Annotated in this window: 18 protein-coding genes; 6 read left to right on the forward strand and 12 right to left on the reverse strand. The window is 45.4% G+C overall.

Going from position 1 to position 20,663, the window contains the following annotated elements:
* Positions 1-37: 37 nt before the first annotated feature.
* From miaB to JUI58_RS21590, 3 genes are read left to right on the forward strand one after another with little or no spacing between them, the layout of a single operon-like run.
* Positions 38-1,393, forward strand: a complete 1,356-nt coding sequence (miaB, locus tag JUI58_RS21580; protein WP_204105903.1) for a tRNA (N6-isopentenyl adenosine(37)-C2)-methylthiotransferase MiaB — start codon at positions 38-40, stop codon at positions 1,391-1,393.
* Positions 1,374-1,526, forward strand: a complete 153-nt coding sequence (locus JUI58_RS21585; protein WP_204105904.1) for a hypothetical protein — start codon at positions 1,374-1,376, stop codon at positions 1,524-1,526. The genes miaB and JUI58_RS21585 overlap by 20 nt, the downstream gene beginning before the upstream one ends.
* Positions 1,507-2,340, forward strand: coding sequence for a Uma2 family endonuclease (locus JUI58_RS21590; protein ID WP_204105905.1), 834 nt, complete (start codon positions 1,507-1,509; stop codon positions 2,338-2,340). The genes JUI58_RS21585 and JUI58_RS21590 overlap by 20 nt, the downstream gene beginning before the upstream one ends.
* Before the next feature lie 188 nt (positions 2,341-2,528).
* Here JUI58_RS21590 and JUI58_RS21595 read toward each other — a convergent pair whose 3' ends face one another.
* The 3 genes from JUI58_RS21595 to JUI58_RS27910 form a co-directional block, all read right to left on the reverse strand.
* Positions 2,529-3,383, reverse strand: a complete 855-nt coding sequence (locus JUI58_RS21595) for a hypothetical protein (protein WP_204105906.1) — start codon at positions 3,381-3,383, stop codon at positions 2,529-2,531.
* Between the two features lie 325 nt (positions 3,384-3,708).
* Positions 3,709-4,587, reverse strand: coding sequence for an ABC transporter permease (locus JUI58_RS21600; protein WP_204105907.1), 879 nt, complete (start codon positions 4,585-4,587; stop codon positions 3,709-3,711).
* A 173-nt stretch (positions 4,588-4,760) separates the two neighbouring features.
* Entirely contained in the window at positions 4,761-4,961 is a 201-nt protein-coding gene (locus tag JUI58_RS27910) for a hypothetical protein (RefSeq protein ID WP_204105920.1), read from the reverse strand.
* A 293-nt stretch (positions 4,962-5,254) separates the two neighbouring features.
* On the opposite strand from JUI58_RS27910, the gene JUI58_RS21610 reads away from it, so the two are divergent.
* On the forward strand, positions 5,255-7,855 hold the full coding sequence (locus JUI58_RS21610) for a filamentous hemagglutinin N-terminal domain-containing protein (RefSeq protein WP_204105908.1): 2,601 nt from the start codon (positions 5,255-5,257) through the stop codon (positions 7,853-7,855).
* A gap of 11 nt (positions 7,856-7,866) precedes the next feature.
* On the opposite strand, the gene JUI58_RS21615 is transcribed toward JUI58_RS21610, so the two are convergent.
* The 9 genes from JUI58_RS21615 to JUI58_RS21655 form a co-directional block, all read right to left on the reverse strand.
* The gene (locus JUI58_RS21615; RefSeq protein WP_204105909.1) at positions 7,867-8,538 is read right to left on the reverse strand and encodes an isochorismatase family cysteine hydrolase; all 672 of its coding nucleotides are present in this window, start codon (positions 8,536-8,538) and stop codon (positions 7,867-7,869) included.
* A 36-nt stretch (positions 8,539-8,574) separates the two neighbouring features.
* Positions 8,575-10,110 carry an ABC transporter ATP-binding protein gene (locus tag JUI58_RS21620; RefSeq protein WP_204105910.1) on the reverse strand — a complete coding sequence of 512 codons (1,536 nt, stop codon included), beginning with the start codon at positions 10,108-10,110 and terminating at the stop codon, positions 8,575-8,577.
* A gap of 31 nt (positions 10,111-10,141) precedes the next feature.
* A complete protein-coding gene (locus JUI58_RS21625) occupies positions 10,142-10,837 on the reverse strand; it encodes an isochorismatase family cysteine hydrolase (RefSeq protein ID WP_204105911.1) in 696 nt (231 codons plus the stop codon).
* Positions 10,838-10,859: 22 nt separating this feature from the next.
* A complete protein-coding gene (locus JUI58_RS21630; RefSeq protein ID WP_348539950.1) occupies positions 10,860-11,798 on the reverse strand; it encodes an ABC transporter permease in 939 nt (312 codons plus the stop codon).
* 28 nt (positions 11,799-11,826) lie between these two features.
* A complete protein-coding gene (locus JUI58_RS21635; protein ID WP_239121634.1) occupies positions 11,827-12,897 on the reverse strand; it encodes an ABC transporter permease in 1,071 nt (356 codons plus the stop codon).
* A gap of 3 nt (positions 12,898-12,900) precedes the next feature.
* Complete coding sequence (locus JUI58_RS21640; protein WP_204105913.1) at positions 12,901-14,094, reverse strand: BMP family ABC transporter substrate-binding protein; 1,194 nt, start codon at positions 14,092-14,094, stop codon at positions 12,901-12,903.
* 242 nt (positions 14,095-14,336) lie between these two features.
* Complete coding sequence (locus JUI58_RS21645; protein WP_204105914.1) at positions 14,337-15,329, reverse strand: Rpn family recombination-promoting nuclease/putative transposase; 993 nt, start codon at positions 15,327-15,329, stop codon at positions 14,337-14,339.
* 27 nt (positions 15,330-15,356) lie between these two features.
* Positions 15,357-18,926 carry a response regulator gene (locus JUI58_RS21650; RefSeq protein WP_204105915.1) on the reverse strand — a complete coding sequence of 1,190 codons (3,570 nt, stop codon included), beginning with the start codon at positions 18,924-18,926 and terminating at the stop codon, positions 15,357-15,359.
* A gap of 204 nt (positions 18,927-19,130) precedes the next feature.
* Positions 19,131-19,325: a hypothetical protein gene (locus tag JUI58_RS21655; RefSeq protein ID WP_204105916.1), complete on the reverse strand. Its 195-nt coding sequence runs from the start codon at positions 19,323-19,325 to the stop codon at positions 19,131-19,133.
* A 10-nt stretch (positions 19,326-19,335) separates the two neighbouring features.
* On the opposite strand from JUI58_RS21655, the gene JUI58_RS21660 reads away from it, so the two are divergent.
* Together JUI58_RS21660 and JUI58_RS21665 are read left to right on the forward strand one after the other, a co-directional pair.
* The gene (locus JUI58_RS21660; RefSeq protein WP_204105917.1) at positions 19,336-19,986 is read left to right on the forward strand and encodes a GNAT family N-acetyltransferase; all 651 of its coding nucleotides are present in this window, start codon (positions 19,336-19,338) and stop codon (positions 19,984-19,986) included.
* Between the two features lie 109 nt (positions 19,987-20,095).
* Positions 20,096-20,563 (forward strand): hypothetical protein, encoded by a 468-nt coding sequence (locus JUI58_RS21665; RefSeq protein WP_204105918.1) that lies wholly within the window; start codon positions 20,096-20,098, stop codon positions 20,561-20,563.
* Positions 20,564-20,663 lie beyond the last annotated feature (100 nt).

Raw genomic sequence — 20,663 nt, forward strand, 5'->3', positions numbered from 1 at the left:
CTACACTGAAAAAGTTTTTCTAAAACACTCAAAAACCATGACCGCATCCCGCAAGTACCACATTACAACCTTTGGCTGTCAGATGAACAAAGCCGACTCCGAACGCATGGCCGGAGTTTTCGAGGATATGGGGCTACAATGGTGCGAAGATCCCAACGGTGCTGATGTGATTCTCTACAATACTTGCACGATTCGGGATAATGCAGAACAGAAGGTTTATTCTTATTTAGGCAAACAAGCAAAACGCAAACACGAACAGCCAGATTTAACCCTAATTGTAGCTGGGTGCGTGGCACAACAGGAAGGGGAACAACTGCTGCGACGGGTGCCAGAATTAGATTTAGTGATGGGACCGCAACACGCAAACCGTTTGGGGGATTTATTGGAGCAAGTTTTTGCAGGCAATCAAGTGGTTGCTACCGAAGCGATCCATATTGTCGAAGATATCACGAAACCCCGCAGAGATAGTAATGTTACAGCTTGGGTAAATGTCATCTATGGTTGCAATGAGCGTTGCACCTATTGCGTCGTCCCCAATGTGCGCGGGGTGGAACAGTCTCGCACCCCCGAGGCGATCCGTACAGAGATGGAAGAGTTAGGACGACAAGGGTATAAGGAAATCACGCTGTTAGGGCAGAATATCGACGCTTACGGACGCGATTTACCAGGAAGCACCCCAGAAGGTCGAAATAAGCATACTCTTACGGATTTGCTCTATTTCGTCCACGACGTACCGGGGATCGATCGCCTTCGTTTTGCTACCAGTCACCCCCGCTATTTTACCGAACGTTTGATTCGCGCTTGTTACGAGTTGCCGAAGGTGTGCGAACATTTTCACATTCCCTTTCAATCAGGGGATAATGCCTTGCTGAAGGCGATGGCACGGGGATATACTCACGAAAAGTATCGCCGCATCATTGCTAAAATTCGGGACTATATGCCGGATGCGTCCATTAGTGCCGATGCGATCGTGGGATTTCCTGGAGAGACGGAAGAACAGTTTGAAAATACATTGAAATTAGTGGAGGATATTGGTTTCGACCAGTTAAATACGGCAGCTTATTCTCCTCGTCCCGGTACTCCTGCTGCTTTATGGGAGAATCAGATATCAGAAGACCAGAAGCGCGATCGCCTGCAACGGTTAAATCGTTTGGTGGAAGTGAAAGCAGTAGAAAGAACTCAACGCTATACTGGACGCATTGAGGAAGTTTTAGTGGAAGATCGCAACCTCAAACACCCTTCTCAAGTGATGGGACGCACCCGAGGCAATCGTTTGACGTTTTTTGAGGGGAATATTGAGGAGTTGAAAGGTGCGATCGTGCGCGTAAAAATCACAGAAATTCGGGCATTTAGTTTAACTGGGGAACTTGTGGATGTTCCCGTATTGGTTTGAGATAGCACAAAATATTGCCCTTATTGTGGAACAATGGTGTTTGGCGATCGCGGAACGAGTGTATTATATAAATAGATTGGCATTTTCCCATTCACCCTATTTTCTCATTCATCATGAGCGAAACCGCCTCTAAAATCGAACTTCCCCCTCCTTTTCCCGATCATACTCAACTTCCCGAATCGGACGGAACTTTTGTGAAAAATTTTCAAGAACATCCTCAAAGTATTATTCTCACTGACTCTTTAACCCCAGTTTTAGCAGAATTGCATCCTAACGGACAGTACGCGATCGGTCAAGATTGCGGCATTTACTGGCAAGAAACCGAACCTCCAGAACAAGGCGCAGAGGCTCCGGACTGGTTTTATGTCCCTAATGTTCCCCCAATGTTAGAGGGTCAGATTCGACGCTCTTACGTGATTTGGCGAGAACTGGTCGCCCCTACCGTTGCTTTAGAATTTGCCAGTGGGAGTGGGGAAGAAGAACGGGACAGAACCCCGCGCAGCCTCAATCCTGAAGACTCCATCAGACCGGGAAAATTTTGGGTATACGAGCAAATTATTCGCATTCCCTACTACGGTATTTATGAAATTAAGACAGGAAAATTAGAGTTTTATACTCTTGTGAGTGGTTTTTATGAACAACTCGAACCCAACGATCGCGGACATTATCCCATTGCGCCATTAGGGGTAGAATTAGGACTTTGGCAAGGAAACTATCAAAATCAAAATCAACTCTGGCTCAGGTGGTGGGATCGTGATGGTAATCTGTTATTAACGGGTTGGGAACAGACAGAATTAGAACGGTTGCACGTGGAACGAGAACGCGATCGCGCTAATACGGAACGCGATCGCGCCGATCGCGCTGAGTCGGAGTTAGAAAGAGAACGACAAAAAGCAGCACGACTTGCAGAACTTTTGAAAGCAGCAGGACTCGATCCAGATGTTTGATGATGGTGTGGCGATCGCGCAGTTGCATGGATGCAAGTGAAAGGGATTTTCAATCCCTGGCGGATCGGGCTATACTCGTCATTTTAAGTAGGACAGACCACTAGCCCCTCCCGACTATTGGAGTTAAACAAAAAAAAAATGGGCAGATTTTGCCCATTTTTTTTTCCGTTTCTTGCTATGTTCCTAAATTAATCAGATTTTTTAATTGGTTTAGGAATATCCGAATTTACCCTTCTGGGTACTTCATTTCTGGGCTTACCTGGAAACTTTTGGAAAGGTTTACCCTTAGTAAAAGGTTTTTTCCTCTTTTTGAAAATTTCCCCGAGATCGTGGGCTTCCCGAATTGTCAAATTTGTGCCTTGACGCAGGACATGAATATCCCAAAAATGCCCTAGTACCCGTCCCCCCGCCAACATTCCCTTAAGATGTAACTTAAAATACTGTTTCTTTTCCGAGTCCTTACGAGGGATTTGATTGATTTTAACGATAATGCTTTCCTCCTCTTGGGAATAAAAAATCGCTTCCCCTCGAACTGAAAAATAACCATCTTCTAAAGGAGTAAAACTATCGATCGCATCGCGGCTATTTTCTGAGTCAGCCTTGTCTTGACCAGCTTTATCCTCATCGGTTTCCCAGCCATCGGAATGTAGCAATTCTGGCTCCCAAACCCCCGTAATTTGGACATGAAGCGCATCATCATTTTGGCGGGTGCGAGGATAAACCACCCAAAGATGAGATTCTTCTAAATTCAGATGATTTTTGATCAAGCTGATAGTGCGTCCAAGCAAAACGGCATCAATTTCTGTACCGTCTTCCCCCAAAAGAATACCTCGGGTCAATTGTTCGTCAATGGGCTTATACCAACCCCGAACTAAACCGATCGCGCGATATTGTCTCGGTTCGCTCGGGGGTGGGATCGGTTGTTTGCGGGGACTGCGGGTAGAAGCAACATCTGGCGTTTTGACGGGAGCTTCGACGGAAGGGGGTTGAGTGTTGTTGTTCATTTCAGTGCTGTTGTCGGCACAGGGCGGCAAATTAGACACAGTAGATGACAATGATGATGGGCGATGGGGTAGCAGGTGCGCTCCGGCAGACGGATTCGCTAAAATATGATTCCGAACTCCTTGGGAAAGAGGCATGATTCAATCCTTGCTGGGAATAAGTATTTTACCCTGACGGGCAAACGTTAGCACAGACTGACTGATAGGAATCCTTCCCAGTTTTCTCCCGCATCGGGGTTCAAACTGGATGATAGAGAAGTTCTCTCGCTGGATGTCAGTCTGCTTATTGTACTCAATGCAGGAGCTTTCAGGGGATATCCGTATAGTTTTGTAGAAATCTTTTCAATTCTCAATTCTCAATTCTCAATTACCTTTCCATCTCTGGATTAAAAACTTCACTCAATCCTTCTCCCATGAGGGAAAGTCCTGTCACCATGAATGTCATGGCTAAACCGGGAAATAACGCCGTCCACCAAATTCCCGTGGGTAAGGAATCTAATGCTAATTTGAGATCGTGACCCCATTCAGGGGTATCTAAAGGCAATCCCAGCCCCAAAAATCCCAAACCTCCTAAAATTAAAATAGCATCGGCGGCATTGAGGGTAAAGAGAACGGGAACGCTCTGGATCACATTCAGGAATAAATAACGGGATAATACCCTTGTCGGGGTTGCTCCCATTGCCCGAGCCGCTTCGATAAAGAGTTCTGTTTTAACACTGGTGGTGTGATTCCTCACCACCCGATAATATTGCGGGATATAGGAAATACTGAGGGCGATCGCGGCATTCCCGACTCCTCTTCCCACTACAAATGCTAAGGTAACGGAAAGAAGTAATCCCGGTAAGGTATAAATCGTATCCATCAAAAACAATAAAGCGCGATCCATTTTTCCCCCCCAATAGCCGCTAATTAATCCCAAGGGAACACCCACGATTAAGGAAAGAGAGGTTGCTAAAACTACCACTTGCAGTGCTGCTCGAGAGCCGAATAAAGTCCTGGAAAAAACATCATATCCTTCCCGACTCGTTCCAAACCAATGTTGGCCACTGGGAGGTTCGTGAATGGGGTTAATTAATGATGCGTTAGGGTCTTGCAACCATCCCCATGCTTGAAATACTGGGGTAAAAATCGCAATAATGATAAAGAAAGCAGTAATCACTAACCCAACGAGCATTAACTGACGAGATAAGGAAGGATAAGTCAGAAATTGCAACCATCGAGGTTGAGTTTTTGAGGATGCGGTCATGGGATTGGGGCTAAGGTAGGAAGTGTAGGGTTTAGTTTATCATTCATCTTTCTTTCTGCCCATAAAAGCGCCCCAGTCAACATTGTTAACTGGGACAAAGGAATGCAGCTATTCGACCAAATCCACACCGACGATCTCTAGATAAATTAGGATATATTATCCAATTTGTAGGTTTAGCTCATTGTGGCGTTGCTGCGATCGTAGGATACTCGGGAGGCTGAACTTGGCTTACCTTGAATTCTGTTAGAGTATTCCCCCGTGTCAATGTCCAGACCGATTTCAGCAGCCGTGCGTCCTAACATAGACTCTTGACGATTGCGGATCAGTTGAGTATGACGCATCATTAAAGCGCGAGCCTGATTTTTGGTATCCATAATTTTAAAACCTCCGGATTGCCGATTTTGTAAAACAATTACTGTTTTTTGCTTACTTTTTACTATATCGGATAATTCTGTAAAATTGGATACAAAATTTGTTTTGTTAAATAAAATTAACAATTTCTTTGGCTTTGAGGGCGATCGCTTATTCTCCAGACCAGAAAAAAATCGGTACAATGGGCAAAGGGTGCAAGTGTTAGAGATAATATAACGAGGATAGCGATCGCCGATCGCCCGATTCTCTCCCATCGGGTTCAATCATTTGGCAATGATATTTTCAAGATATGCCCATGAACGCTTGTCAACTAATTTCGAGATATTTTTCAAGATATTTGTCTCCGGTGATGGCGATCGCACTCTTATCAGTCATTTCAGGAAAAGCGATCGCCATCACCCCCGCAGCAGATGGCACGGGAACCCAAATTACCCACAATGGCGATCGCTATGATATCAGTGGGGGGAGTTTTTCGGGGGATGGAAGCAATCTTTTTCATAGTTTTGACCAATTTTGTCTAAATGCCAATGAAATCGCTAATTTCCTTTCAAGTCCGCAAATTAGCAACATTCTTGGAAGAGTCACGGGAGGCGATCCGTCTATTATTAATGGGTTAATTCAAGTGACGGGGGGAAACTCTAACTTGTATTTAATGAACCCGGCGGGTATTGTTTTTGGACAAGGGGCAAGTTTAAATGTAGGGGGAGATTTTTTCGCGACAACTGCAACAGGAATTGGCTTTAATGGCAATTGGTTTGAGGCGATAGGAAGTAATAATTATGCAGATTTGCAGGGAGATCCGAATCAATTTGCTTTCGATCTTGCCCAACCTGGTTCTATTGTTAATGCGGGGAAATTAGCCGTTGGAGAAGGACAAAATTTAACTCTATTGGGAGGGATGGTTGTTAATACGGGAACGTTAACTGCACCGGGAGGAAATATTGCGATCGCCGCCATCCCAGGAACGAGTTTAGTCCGCATTTCTCGTCTTGGGACTCTGTTAAGTTTAGAAATCGAAGCGCCTCGGGATGTTAACGGAAATCTTATCGCTTTTGATGCTCTCGATCTGCCGGAGTTACTAACGGGAACTTCCCCAGAGATAGAAACGAATTTAGCAGTAGCGGGGCAAAATGTGCAAACTTTAGCAGGAACAGTGATTCCTATTTTAGCGGGAACGGCGATCGCCAAAGGAACTCTAGATGTATCGTCAGAAGTGGGGGGAAATATCTATATTTTGGGCGATCGCGTGGCTGTAGTTGATGATGCTTTGTTGGATGCTTCGGGAGATTTTGGTGGCGGAGAAGTGCGAATTGGGGGGGATTTTCAAGGAACAGGAAATGTTTATAATGCTGACTATACTTACATTGGTTTTGAGGCTCAGATTTTAGCCGATGCTCTTTTAGAAGGTGATGGAGGGATGGCGATCGCATGGGCAGATAAAACAACTCGATTTTACGGTGAAGTGAGTGCTAAAGGTGGCAGAATTTTCGGCAATGGTGGGTTTGTAGAAATTTCTGGAAAAGAAAATCTTGCCTTCAATGGTGATATTAATGTTAGTGCATCTCAAGGACAAAACGGTACAATTTTATTCGATCCCAGAGATATTATTATTGAACCTAACGATGCTGTTGCTGACGATAATACTGAACTGGTTGGTAACCAAATTTTATTTGCAGATGGTGGAGGGGCTACTGACTTTGTAATTGATGATTCGTTTCTTCGGGGCTTAACAGGAAACGTTATCTTGCAAGCTCAGAGAAATATAACATTTCAGTCTGGAGTTGCTCTAACTGGAGTTAATCTCTTAAATCAAAATTTGACTTTGCAGGCCGGTAATGATATTACAATTCAGGAAAATTTAGAGTTTTCTACTGGAAATACTTTAAGTATGAGTGCAGGAGGAAATATTTCCGTTCAAGAGATTACAGGGTTTGCTATGGGAAATATTAATCTCACCAGTACGAGTGGGAGCATTAATGTTAATGGTAATATTTTTTTTGGGGGAGGGGGTGGAAATGTCACCTTACAAGCAGCTAATAATATTCAAGTCCAAAATATTAATGCAGATGGTTTTGTCAGCATAACTAGCACCAATGGCAATATTACCATTGGCTCAAACACTACTGTTAATGAGATACAAAGTGGTGTTTTCACTGGAGGCGCACCTGGACAAGTTAACTTAACTGCTAACAATGGTTTAATTACTCTCAATGGTTGGGTGCGATCGGGTCGGGACTTAAAGACAGGAGATAGTACAATTAACATCACTGCTGCCCGTTTCCGCGCTATTAATCCTTTTGCTGGAGAATTGTTAGATGTCGATTCTTTTAAAACATCTGGTGCTACAGATGCTTCCGATCTTGGAGTCTTAGTGACAACACCAACCAGTCTTCTTGCTACCCCTGCTAATGTTAGTTTTGCGACACAAGGAAATATCGATCAAACTACTGTAAATAATATCGTCTATGGAAAAATTATCTTGACTTTTGCCGGCGATCCCAACCCTATCGAAGCAGGAAGCGGTTCAACTTTAATTTCTATTAATTTACTGAAAGATACAACTTTTACAGTTAATCAAACTCTCGGAACAACGGGAAGTGGAACAGAAGGACTTATTGCTATTACTGCGGCGGGTATTCCTCCAACTGTGGTAGTTTTGCTGGGAGATGGTGATTTTAGTGCTAGTATTCCTCAACTGGACACAGGAATTGCTGCAACAAATGCAATAAGCACTGCTTCAACTTTAACTACAGGTTTAAACACGGAGGCGATCGCCGCCGGGCAATCTTTAGAACGCGATACGGGTTGCGGTACAATTAATAGCAAAACGGCAGATAATGAGAGTTGTAACATAGTAGAACAAGAAGAGGCGCGATCGCTTCTAACCGTCGAATAAATTAGCAAAGATTAGGACTGCAAAGCTGCTAAAATAGCGCCAGAGGAAGCCGTCCAACCTACAATTCCCCCTTGCGCCCGAACCATTTCTAAGGTAGCGCGTTTAAACTCAGGGAAATAACTTTCCGTCCCATCTTCCACTAACAGACATTCATAGCCGCGATCGTTGGCTTCTCGCATGGTAGTTTGCACGCAAACTTCCGTAGTGACTCCAGTGATAATCAGATGAGTAACGCCTTTTTCCTTTAAGATGGATTCCAACGGCGTGTTATAAAATGCCCCTTTTCCCGGTTTAGGAATCACGATTTCATCCGGTAAAGGAGATAGATCGGGGATAATTTGATTTCCCGCTTCCCCTAAAACTAAGATTCGTCCCATCGGACCGCGATCGCCGATTGTGAGGGATCCTTGACCGCGATCGCGCTTAGACGGAGGACAGTCTGATAGGTCTGGCTGATGTCCTTCTTGAGTATGAATCACTGGTAGCCCCAAACGCCGAAAGACCGCCAGTAATTGCCCAATTGTCGGTACAATGGCTTGCAAAAGCATCACATCATTGCCCAGTGAGTCCCCAAAGCCACCAGGTTCGAGAAAATCCCGTTGCATATCAATAATCACCAAAGCCAGACCTTGGTTATTTTCCGGTAACGGGTAATCGTAGGGTTGAGCAGGAATAGTTGGCATTATGAAATAATCGTAGTGGATAAAATATTTTTCTATTCAATGACCTGCCATGCGATGACCAATAGTAGCGATATCCGCGTCGGCGATCGCGCTCTCATAGACCAATTTTCCTTCACTCATCACCAAAAGGCGATCGGCTAGAATCAAGAGTTCATCAAGGTCTTCACTGACCAAAAGAATCGCCACACCGCGATTGCGAGCCGCTAAAATTTGGCTGTGAATGTATTCTACCGCCGAAAAATCTAGACCAAAACAAGGATTTGAGACAATTAATAGCTGAATCGTCTCAGAAGACAATTCCCGCGCCAGCACCGTCCGTTGTACATTTCCCCCCGAAAGATTGCCCACTGGCGTTTGTGCCGAAGGAGTGCGAATAGAAAAGGTTTCAATCAAGGCTCGAGCCATTTGCCGAATCACATTGAGAAATAAGAATCCTCGTTTAGACTGGGGAGGGCGATCGAAGGTTCGCAAAGCCAAATTTTCTGCAACACTCATGTGAGGAACGCAGGCATTTTGTAAAGGTTCCTCCGGCAGGACATAAACCTGATGCTTCGTCATTTCCTTGCGCGTCGGCTGATAGGGTTGACCATTGACGCAAACTTGTCCGGTAGTAGGCGATCGCTGCCCGCACAACACCTCCACCAATTCCTTTTGACCATTCCCCGAAACCCCCGCAATACCGACAATTTCCCCCTTATTCACCGTCAGATTAATCCGCTCCAGGGCAGGCAACCCATTATCCTTATCCGCCCCCAATTCTCGTAACTCTAAAACCGGAGCAGGATTCTCCAAAGTGGTTTTGGCAACGCTTTTCACCTCTCGCGCCTCCCCCAACATCATTGCTCCCATATCAGCAATGGTCAATTCCTTGACCAGTCCTTGTCCTGCCAGTTTACCCTTGCGTAAAACCGTAACTTCATCAGCGAAAGCCGTCACCTCTCGAAACTTATGGGAAATCATCAGTACGCTCAGTTTCCCTTTTGTGACTTCCTCTCGCAAAAGTCCCAACACCTCGTCCGCTTCATCGGGAGTTAATACCGAGGTGGGTTCATCCAAAATTAAAATACGGCTTTTTAGATAGAGTTGCTTGAGGATTTCCAGTTTTTGCTTCTCTCCTGCGGCCAATTCCCCCACAGGTCGCTCTAAAGGCAGGTGAAACGGCGCTGTATCCATAAAAGCACCGAGTTGCTCCCTCTCCTGCTGCCAATTAATCAAAGGGGAACCTTCAAAGCGAGATAAAACCAAATTTTCCGCTACGGTCATGGCTGGAACCGAGGTAAAATGCTGATAAACCATACCAATACCCAGTTGATGCGCCGCCGCCGGATTTTTGATGCCGCGAGATTGTTTCCCTACGCACACATCCCCCGAGGTGGGCTGATAGAAGCCCATGACGCATTTGACGAGGGTACTTTTCCCCGCGCCATTTTCCCCGAGAAGGGCATGGAAACTGCCTGGTTTGAGATGCAAAGAGACTTTATCTAGGGCGACCAAAGTGCCAAAGTGCTTGCTCAGATTAATCGCTTCTAGGTCTGGGGGTAAAGGTTTCTCGATAACGGAAGAGGATGACATCGGGGTTACTCCAAAGCAAGGGATCGAGGGTCTATAAATCGGGAAATGTGGCTATGACTTCTAGCAAGGCGGTGGAGGTGGCGACGCTGCCAAAAACCCCCCCCTGCATTTTAATCATTTGTAGTGCTGCGAGGTGGTTATTATAGTCCGTTGCCGCAGTACAATCGGAAAGCATCAGGCATTCATAGCCGCGATCGTTGGCATCCCGCATGGTGGTATGGACGCAAACATCGGTAGTAATGCCCGTGAGGATAATGTTTTCGATGCCCTTGGTTTTCAGCAACAAATCTAAATCTGTGGCGTAAAAAGAGCCTTTCCCTGGTTTATCAATGATGGCTTCCCCTGAAATAGGTGCCAATTCGGGAATAATCTCCCAGCCTGGTTCCCCTCGTACCAAAATGCGACCGCAGGGACCCGGATCGCCAATTCCCGCTCCAATTTGCCGCGATCGCCATTGCTTGTTGGCGGGTAGGTCTGCTAAATCTGGCCGATGCCCTTCGCGGGTGTGCATGACGTGAAAGCCCTTAGATCGTGCCATCGAGAGTACCTTGCCGATCGGCTCAATTGGTGCGCGGGTTAGGGAAAGATCGTAACCCATGCGATCGACATAGCCTCCGATACCGCAAAAGTCGGTCTGCATATCGATAATCAGCAGTACAGTATTTTCGGGTTGCAAATCCCCATTGTAAGGATAGGGATAGGGGTCGGCGGTGACAAATTGTTCCATAATATAAGTTCTCCAAGTTTTACTATAATCGCGATTCATTTGTCCGTCCTAAAGCGCCTGGAACTCCCGTTAAGGTGCGTTTAGGGGAACAAGTGATAATCATGATTAGCAAGGTTAAGATATAAGGTGAGGCATTAAAGAGGTAATAGTAGGAATCTATGCCCACAGACTGTAACGCGGGACCGATCGCCTGGGCTCCCCCGAATAAAAGGGAGGCATACAAGCATTGCATCGGTCTCCATTTGGCAAAAATCACCAGTGCTACCGCCATTAGCCCCTGACCGCTAGAAATGCGCTCACTCCAACTGCCAGGATAATAGAGAGATAAAGATGCACCGCCAATTCCGGACAGAAAGCTACCCGCCATAATGCTCAAAAGTCGAACTTTATAAATGGAAACCCCCATCGCACGGGCAGCATCGGGGCTATCTCCCACGGCACGGATGAGTAAACCCCAACGGGTGGAGCGGAAAAACCACTGCATGACTGGGGCGATCGCCACCCCAATGAGAAATAAGGGGCTAATCTGTAAGGCTGCTTGCACGGGGGGACTCTGACTCCATGCCCCTAAATCTAAGGTGGGGAGTTGAGGTGCAGAAGGCTGGATAAAGGGTTTACCTAAGAAAAACGCTAAACCACTGCCAAAGATAATCATAGCAATGCCTACGGCGACATCGTTAACCCGAGGCTGTTGGGAGAGAAAGCCGTGGATGAAACCAAAGAGCAACCCCGCAACCCCAGCCGATAAAACCCCGAGCCAAGGCGAGCCTGTTAAATAGGAAATCCCATAAGCGCTCATGGCTCCCATAAGTAACGTTCCTTCGAGGCCGAGGTTAATTTTGCCACTTTTTTCTGTTAAACATTCCCCCAAACTCACAAAGAGAAAGGGGGCGCTACCTCGCAAGGTTCCGGCGATAATGCCGAGGGGAACTCCCAACCAGCCTAGGGCTTCAGCCATGATTCGATACTCCTCATCATTTAATTTCCTGCTAAACTTCCGAAGTTGCGATCGCCCGCTCTTTGAAAAAATCAAAGCGACCATAGAGAGAGTCACTATAGAGAATCGACAGAAAAACCAATCCCTGAAAGACTAAGGCCGTGGCATCGGGTAAGCCATGACTCCTCTGTAAAATCCCAGCACTGGCCAGAATCCCCCCTAACATAATCGAGACGAGAATGGCAGCGAGGGGATTTTGACGGGCTACAAAGGCAACGAGAACCCCACCATAGCCATAATTAGAGTTGAGAGATATATTGGCGCGACCGTGAACTGCTGCCACTTCTACCATCCCTGCAAGTCCCGCACAAGCACCGCCCAGAAAACAAATGGCAATAGTGAGTTTTCCCACGGGAAGTCCGGCAATTTTCGCGGCACGTAAGTTACCCCCAGCCATCCTTGCAGCAAAGCCAAAAGTTGTACGCTGGATTAAAATATAGGCCAGTATGCAGGCAATGATCCCGAAGAGCAAGCCGTAATGAACGCGCATCCCTGGTAGATTTCCCAGCATATTTACATCGGCGATCGGGTAGGAAGAGGGCTTATTGAGGGAACTGGGATCGCGCATGGGACCTTCTACCAATTGATTGAGTAAGGCGATCGCAATGTAATTCATTAACAAACTACTAATCGTCTCATTCACCGCTCGGTAATGGCGCAAAATGCCCACCAGCGCGATCCAAAGACCGCCGACGGCCATTCCTCCCAAAGCCATGCCCAGTTGTACGATAATGGGCGCACCCCCTTGAATGGCTAATCCCACTGCAACGGCTCCGAGACCCCCCAAGACGATCGCCCCTTCGTTGCCAATAATCACCAGTCCCAGTCGTGCGGGCAGAATTGTACAAAGGGCGCTCAACATCAGGGGAGAAGCGCGAATCAGGGTATTTTGAAAGGCGCTCCAACTGCCAAAAGCTGCCCGATAAATCGAATAATAAACCCCAAAAGGATTGCCCCCAGCAAAAGCACAAAAGATACCAAAGGCGAACAAGGCTGCAAGAATTGCCCCAAGGGGAATACAGATAAATTCTAGCGTCTTGCGCCAGGATTGCATTTGCATCATGACTTACCCCGCAACCTTGCCATCTACGCCATCCACCAGCCAGTCCATTTGCTCTAATTCGATCGCCTTTTGGTCGTATTTCTTATCGGAGGGAATTTGCACTTTCCCCGTGTTGTCTTTGATTTCCCCTTGATAGATCGCCATCTCATTCGCTATGAGCTTCTCTTTGACTGCGTTGGCATCGGCCTGAACTTTCTCGCTGACCGCAGGACCATAGGCCGAGAGGGTACAGAAGCGATCGGAGAATCCTCCTCGCAGTAAATGAGGAATACCCCCATCCATCAAGGTTTTGCCCCCGAGAAGGTCTTTAGCATATTGAGTATAAACGCTCGACCAATCCCACTCGGCTCCCGTGAGATAACCTTTGGGGGCTAAGGGTGCTTGATCGGTGTGATAACCGGAACAGTAAATACCGCGTTTCTCTGCGGTTTCCATAATCACTTTGGGACTATCTACATGACAGGTGACAACATCAATGCTTTGATCTGCCATACTATTTGTCGCTTCGGATTCTTTCACCGGGAGGGACCAATCACCTGTAAAAATAACCTGCACGGTCGCTTTCGGGTTAACTGAGCGAGCGCCTAGGGTAAAACTGTTAATATTGCGAAGAACTTGAGGAATCGGTTTCGCAGCAATAAAGCCTAGCTTATCAGTTTTGGTGGTTTCACCGGCGACAATCCCCGCAATATATTGCGCTTCGTCAATGTAGCCAAAATAACTGCCCACGTTGGAGGGGTGAACCTTTTCATCATAGACGCTACCACAGTGGAAAAACTGCACTTCGGGAAACTCCTCCGCTAGTTGCAAAATGTGGGGATCGAAGTAGCCAAAGGAGGTGGGAAAGAGAATTTTTGCACCATCGAGTTCAATCATACTCCGCATGGTTTCCTGCACGGCGTTGGTTTCGGGAACATTCGCTTCCTCGACTATTTTAATGCCTGGAATTTTCGCCATTGCTGCCGCACCGATCGCATGACTCTGGTTATAACCGTAATCATCCTTGGGTCCGACGTAGATAAAGCCAACAACGAGGTCATCACCTCCTGTAGATGCAGCATCTTTTGCAGCATCATCTGCGGTATCTCCTGATGAGCTACACCCAGCAGCTAACCGAGCGACACCAAATGCTGTGGAGGCTAGTAAACCTCGCACGACTTGTCGTCGCGATAGGGATAAAAACGGTCTTTGATTCATGCCAATTTTCCTCTCAGAGATAGCAAACAGCATTCAACACTAACAAGAAGGGGGAGAAAAAAATGTGTAGCAAGTCACTTCTATAACAATCTTGATTTTATTCTGGACTGCCAATTTGGTATAGGATTGACGAGATTCACCCGAAAATGAGATTCTCAGGCTACGCGATCGCAGATCGATACATTTAAAACTCAATCTTTAATCGAGGTTTAACGAAATAGTTCATCCAAGAATAAAAAGTATTAATGTGTTTGAAGCCAATTAAGTAAATCTTCAGAAGTGGTAAATTCCCAGATTGTATCCCCCAGAGATTCTAATTGTTCAGAATTCAAACTTTCAATTAAATTTAGAGTTTCTAGATTTAATTCTCCAAAACGTCGCTGAAGTTGCCGTAACAATAAACTCCTTTCTCCTTCTAGCCTTCCTTCTAGCCTTCCTTCTAGCCTTCCTTCTAGCCTTCCTTCTAGCCTTCCTTCTTCTAAACCCTCTTCTCGACCTTCTTCTCGACCTTCTTCTCGACCTTCTCTTTTCGCAAAAATCATTTCTCCTTGTCGATCTCGCAAGAACATTTCCTGTTTGTCTAATTTGTCTAGTTCTTCTACTGTCAAACTAGCTTGGTTGGCAATATTTAAGGCTTTATCAATCTGGGGGATTTTTTTCATATTGTCGGGAACGATTTCCAAATTAGGTGCTTCCTTGATAAAGTAAATCCATTTATCGGCAATTGTTTCTAATTCATCTAGCTTTTTCTTGAATTTTGGTAGTTCAACAAAAACCAGTTTTAATTCTTTTTCCTGATAAGAAATTTTTTCAGTTTCCTCTTTAAAATGAAAACGAGTAATGACTTTCTGAGTATCTGCAAAAAGTTTAAAATCGGTAATGGTTAAGGCAATTACAGGATTGAGAAAAGAATAGCCTTGACCAGACTTGAGTTGATTGGTATAAGTTTTACACAAATTATAAACTACCCGTTTTTCAAAAGCCTCCACATTCCAAACCTGCATTTCAATAATCACGGTAATGCCATCGGCTAGTATTGCTTTGACATCTAGATAACTATCCTTGAGATCGACAGTATTTCCCGCATTATAGGGATCGATAATTTCTAAATCTTGGATGATATTACGATCGCCATAAATCATAGAATTCAGAAAAGAGATGAGAATATCTTTATTTCCATCTGAGCCAAAGATTTTTTTAAAAGCAAAGTCGGTTTTAGGGCTAATAAATCTCATAATCCAAAATAATAAATTAACAAAGTACTAAGTATTGATAAAATAAGTTAACACATCATGTTCAATTCCTTTTAATTTGAGAAACTTAAATTTCTCCTTTTCTTCTGGTGATAAATAATCGGCAACGGTTGCCGATACTAAAATTTTACTCGGTGTTGCGGCTTCTTGAAGGCGAGAGGCAATATTTACCGAAGGCCCGATCGCAGTATAGTCGGAACGGTGTTGGCTGCCAAACATTCCCACCACAGCTTTACCTTGATGAATACCGCAGCGAAACTGCACCGGGGGGACATTATTAACCCCAATAATACCCTGTTTCCTCCAGCGATCGTTTAAGTCATCTAAGACCCGATACATCTTCTTAGCAGTCTCGATCGATCGCCGCACCTGTTCTTCCGGGGAAAAGTCTTGGGGGGCTCCAAAAAGCGCAATAATCGCATCCCCCATAAACTTATCCACCGTGCCGCCATACTCAAAAACTACCTCTGTCATCACTTGAAGATATTCATTTAAAACTCGCGCAATTCCCTGGGATTGTAATTGATTTGACAACTGTGTAAAACCGACGATATCGCTAAATAAAATCGTCACCAAACGCGGTTCTGGCTCCAATCCTAACGTCATTTCCCCTCGTGCCGCTTTCTGAACCATTTCCGGGGGTAAAAAGCGCTGTAAGACGGCTTCTGTCAGATAAGTGTTTAAGTTCTTAACTCGCTCCTCATTGGCCTTTAATGAGAGTAAATTGCGGGTGCTGGCGAGTAATTCGCGATCGTTAAAGGGTTTCGCTAAATAGGCATCTGCGCCTTGTTCCGTTCCTTGGAGGCGACTGCCTTCATCGGCTTTGGCGGTGAGGAGAATAATCGGCGTACCTCGTAATTCCTCATTATTTCGTACCATCTTCACCAAATCCAACCCCGAGACCTTGGGCATCATGACATCACTGACAATCAACTGAGGGCGCTTTTCTTCCGTCATGCGATAGCCTTCCGCGCCATTGCGTGCCGTACAAACACGATAACCTGCCGATCGCAAAACCGAGGAAACGTAGCTGCGTAAATCTGGGTTGTCATCTACCACTAAAACCAGGCGATCGCTGGGTTGAAAATCTAAATTAGGATTATTAGTATATTCAGGGATATTGAGAGGGGCGATCGCTTCAATTTCTCGCGTTTCTTCTGCCTCGAGCAACTCCGCCTCCAAATCCGCCAACTCCACCGCCGATCGCGCCGCCTGCATTTCCAAAGGCAGATCGATAACCAAATCGGAAGTTAAATGACTCGTCCCTTCATAAAGTAAAACTGTAAAAGTCGTCCCCGCTATTTCTCCTTCTCGTTCTTCTCCCAGCTTCACCGAACTCACCGAAACCTCTCCCCCATGTAATTCGACAATTTCCTTAACCAGCGCTAAACCCAAACCCGTTCCTTCATAAGAACGATTCACCGATCCCTCTGCCTGTCGGAAGCGCTCGAATAAATAAGCAATTTGAGAAGGAGAAATGCCAATACCCGTATCCCGTACTTGTAAGCAAACGCGCCCCTCTAAGGACTTGAGAGTTATCGTGATTTTTCCTCCCACGTCGGTAAATTTCATCGCATTAGAGAGAAGATTGTAGAGGACTTTATCAAATTTGTCCCCATCAAGATAAATCGTCTTAGTTGCCTCGAGTTGGGTTTCCAAATTCAAGCCCTTGCGCTGACAATAGGGGCGAAAAGTATCGACAATTTGCTCGGAAAATTCCGCCAAATTGCAGGGGCGAAAACTGGGCTGCATTCGTCCCGCATCCAAACGCTGTAGATCGAGGAGTTGATTGACCAAGCGCAGGAGTCGGCGGGAGTTTCGCAGGGCAATTTGAGCGCGATCGAAAGGTAAATCTTCATGGCGATCGATCGCCGATTCCAAGGGACCGATCATCAAGGTTAACGGGGTGCGAAATTCGTGGGAAATATTTTGGAAAAACTCAGTTTTTTGCCGATCCGACTCCATCAGGCGTTCCGCTTGCTGGCGGGTTTGCTGGAAAAGCCTGGACTGTTGTACCGCGATCGCCGCTTGAGAAGCCACCGCTTGAGCCAGTTCGATATCAGCATGGGACCAGCGACGGGGTTTGCTGCTTTGTCGGAGGGTAATGCTGCCGATAATCTGCTCATCCACCAGTAAAGGCACCACTAATAAAGCACGAGCGGGCGATCGCAAGGGCAAATCGACCCCTTTAATCTCCTCAACGTTCTCGTCCTCCATATCCATCACCACCACGGGTTCTCGCGTTTTTAACAACTCTTGCAAAACGGGATTCCCCGAAATCAGAACCACAGACTGAGGTAAAACAGAACGAGAGAGTTGTGAACGATCGCTCTCTATTGCCCGTTTCCCGTTGCCTTTGGCCTCTTGTCCCATGACTGATAACGCTGGATCTGCTTCCGTTTCAACCCAGGCCGAAGCGCGATCGTATAAACCCACGCATTTGACAAATTCATCCTCTTCCGTCCAGAGGGACAGCGCACAGCCATCCACCTCCAGGGTGCTTCCCAATTGTTGAGTGACAGCCATGAAAATTTCTTGAGGATCCAGGGAAGAACGAATACCCGAGGCGATCGTATTTACCAATGCCTCTCGCTTGGCCAAAGACTGAACCCGCTCGTAAGAACGAGCTTGAGAAATGGCTAAAGCAGCTTGATCGGCAACCATTACCGCCAATTGAATTTCATCATCTTCCCAAAAATGCAATTCCCGACAGCGATGGAGAGCCATGACCGCCGTTAAACTTCCCTGACTAATAAGCGGAATAATTAATGTCGAACGAATATCAGCCATTTGAAAGGCTTTAAAACGCTGAAGAATTTCTGGGCTATCTCCTTGCAGAAACTCACAAGTTTCAGTGTCATTGATAATTTGCACTTCTTGTGTTTCCCAGATCGTCAGATCGAGGGCTGCATTATCAATCCCTGAAAGAATTTCGCTGTCTGTGGGATTAGATTTCTTTTCATAGGCAAAAGAACCCTCGATCGCATCATCCTCATCAAAAGTTCGCAAAATACACAGGTCTACACCCAACATATGACCGACAGTATCGACGATGGTTTGCAAAACATCTTTGAGGGGAGATTCCCCCATGCGACCGTATTGAGCATTGCGAATCGTATTTGTAACCGTATTGAGCAGGGTTTCGCGTTTGAGAGAACGACTGAGTTCGTCAGTGCGAATTTTGAGAACATTATGGGTATCGAGGGCTTGGCGCACAATATCTTTGAGAAGCTCCGCTTCCCAAGGTTTGGTCACGTATTTAAAGACTTTGCCACTATTAATGGCTTCGACTAAATCTTCAACATCGGTATAACCCGTGAGGATAATGCGAATAATATCGGGATATTGAACCGCAGCAAGGCTGAGAAATTCCGTTCCACTCATGATCGGCATTCGCTGATCGGAAATAATGACAGCAATATCAGGAGTTTGCGCCAAAACCTCCAAACCCTTTGGACCGCTTTCTGCTTTGAGAACTCTATAATCGCGATGAAAGGTCCGGTAGAGCAGATCCAAATTGTCTGGCTCGTCATCAACGACCAGAATTTTCGGTTTTTTAAGTCTTGCTTGGGATTTCATTCACCGCTCTCCTAGCGTTGCCCATTATGGGGCGTATTGCATGGACTTTAGCGATCGCGTCCAAGAAATGATTGGAGAATCGCCGATTTTCTTTAACCAAATTTTTTGACCAATTTTCAAGTATTACTATCGAATTCCTCCACTAAAGATATTGCGAACGGTCTAATGATGGGTCGCACCCACACCCTGATTTCTGTGCGAGGGTTATTTTGCCGCACAGTTAACGCGCATGACTTTCTTAACAATACTATTTTTCCCAGAGATTGTTGCCAATTCAGCATCAAAGTTCCCATTCTGTTTTTTGGCGGATTTGCAGGTAAAATTGGGATTGAGCCAGAAATTAACCTTTGATTCGAGGTTTCGTTTCTCTCTCTCCAGATTTTTCTTTGTATGTGTCATCGAGATCGTTTTGGTTTCCCTATCAGACTCTTCTCCCTCAGTACGAAAGCAGAAAAGTGCGCCTCTTTCTCAATCTCCCAATATCGTCATTTCTTTGGAAATTCGGATGGCGAACCTTGGGGATATAAGAGATTTGTCCGAAATTTTAGTGGATAGTTTTTACTCTCATCGAGGATTAATGTTTTGGATTCACCCTCTTTTACGCTTGGGCATCTCTGAAGATTTACGCACTCGATTAAAGTCGGCTGCACCCCATTATAGTTGTCTAACGGCGATCGCGATGATTGATATACCCTCGGCACAAAAACAGGATACAGCCGGGGTTGTTGAAATGACGGTGCGATCGAATTACCAGACAACAAAAGCGAAGGAGTCTGGCGGAAAAGTCGGAGAATTTAGTGATTATCTTTATCTCTCTAATTTGGCTGTGAGCCAAAGCTATCGACGACAAGGTATTGCGCGAAGATTATTGTTAAGTTGCGAACCTCTTGCCCTTAAATGGGGTTATCAGGATATTTATCTCCATGTTTTAGACGATAACGAAGGAGCAAAACAACTCTATCTCAATCTCGGTTATAATATCGATCGCATTGAAAGCTATCCCAATCATTGGATTGTGCCTCGACCCAATCGTTTATTATTACGCAAAACTTTGGTTTAAAATCATCTGGTTTAAAATTATCTGGTTTAAAATTATCTGGTTTAAGATAGCTTGTTTAAAAAGCAAGAGAGATTAAGACAGAAAAACAATTTTTGTTCGATCTATTTTTATGGTTTCCTATTCCTTCAATACTTCTCCCGATCGTGAGAGCGGTCTTGATGACATTCTTAGCGAGCTTAAAAAACGAAATTTTTTGATTGTCAGTAGTCGTCGCCGGAATGGCCTGATTATTTACAAGCAGCATTATGCTGAGTTTGCAGGTCCCGGCGCTCTGGTTGGTGGGATTATCGATCCCGACGTGACTCACTTAATCCCTGTTGGTAATTGGTTGCTTGCTTCTCCTGAAGACGAGCGCGAGCGCCAACGGGCTATTTTAATGCGACGACAGTGGATCAAACTTTTTAATAATACAACAACGAATACAGATCCTCATAATCGTGTCAAACTCATCCTCAATCAATTTGAAAATTGGTTCGATCCCGAGACCGTTACTGAAATTCCCGATGACGCGATCGCCCGTTTGGTTGGTGTTCTTCCTGAAACTGTGATTGAAGTTCGCAAAACCGGAGAATGGTGATTGGTAGTTGATAGTTGATAGTTGATAGTTGATAGTTGATAGTTGATAGTTGATAGTTGATAGTTGATAGTTGATAGTTGATAGTTGATAGTTGATAGTT

The organism is Spirulina sp. CCY15215 (assembly GCF_016888125.1).
In the GTDB taxonomy this organism is placed as follows: domain Bacteria; phylum Cyanobacteriota; class Cyanobacteriia; order Cyanobacteriales; family Spirulinaceae; genus CCY15215.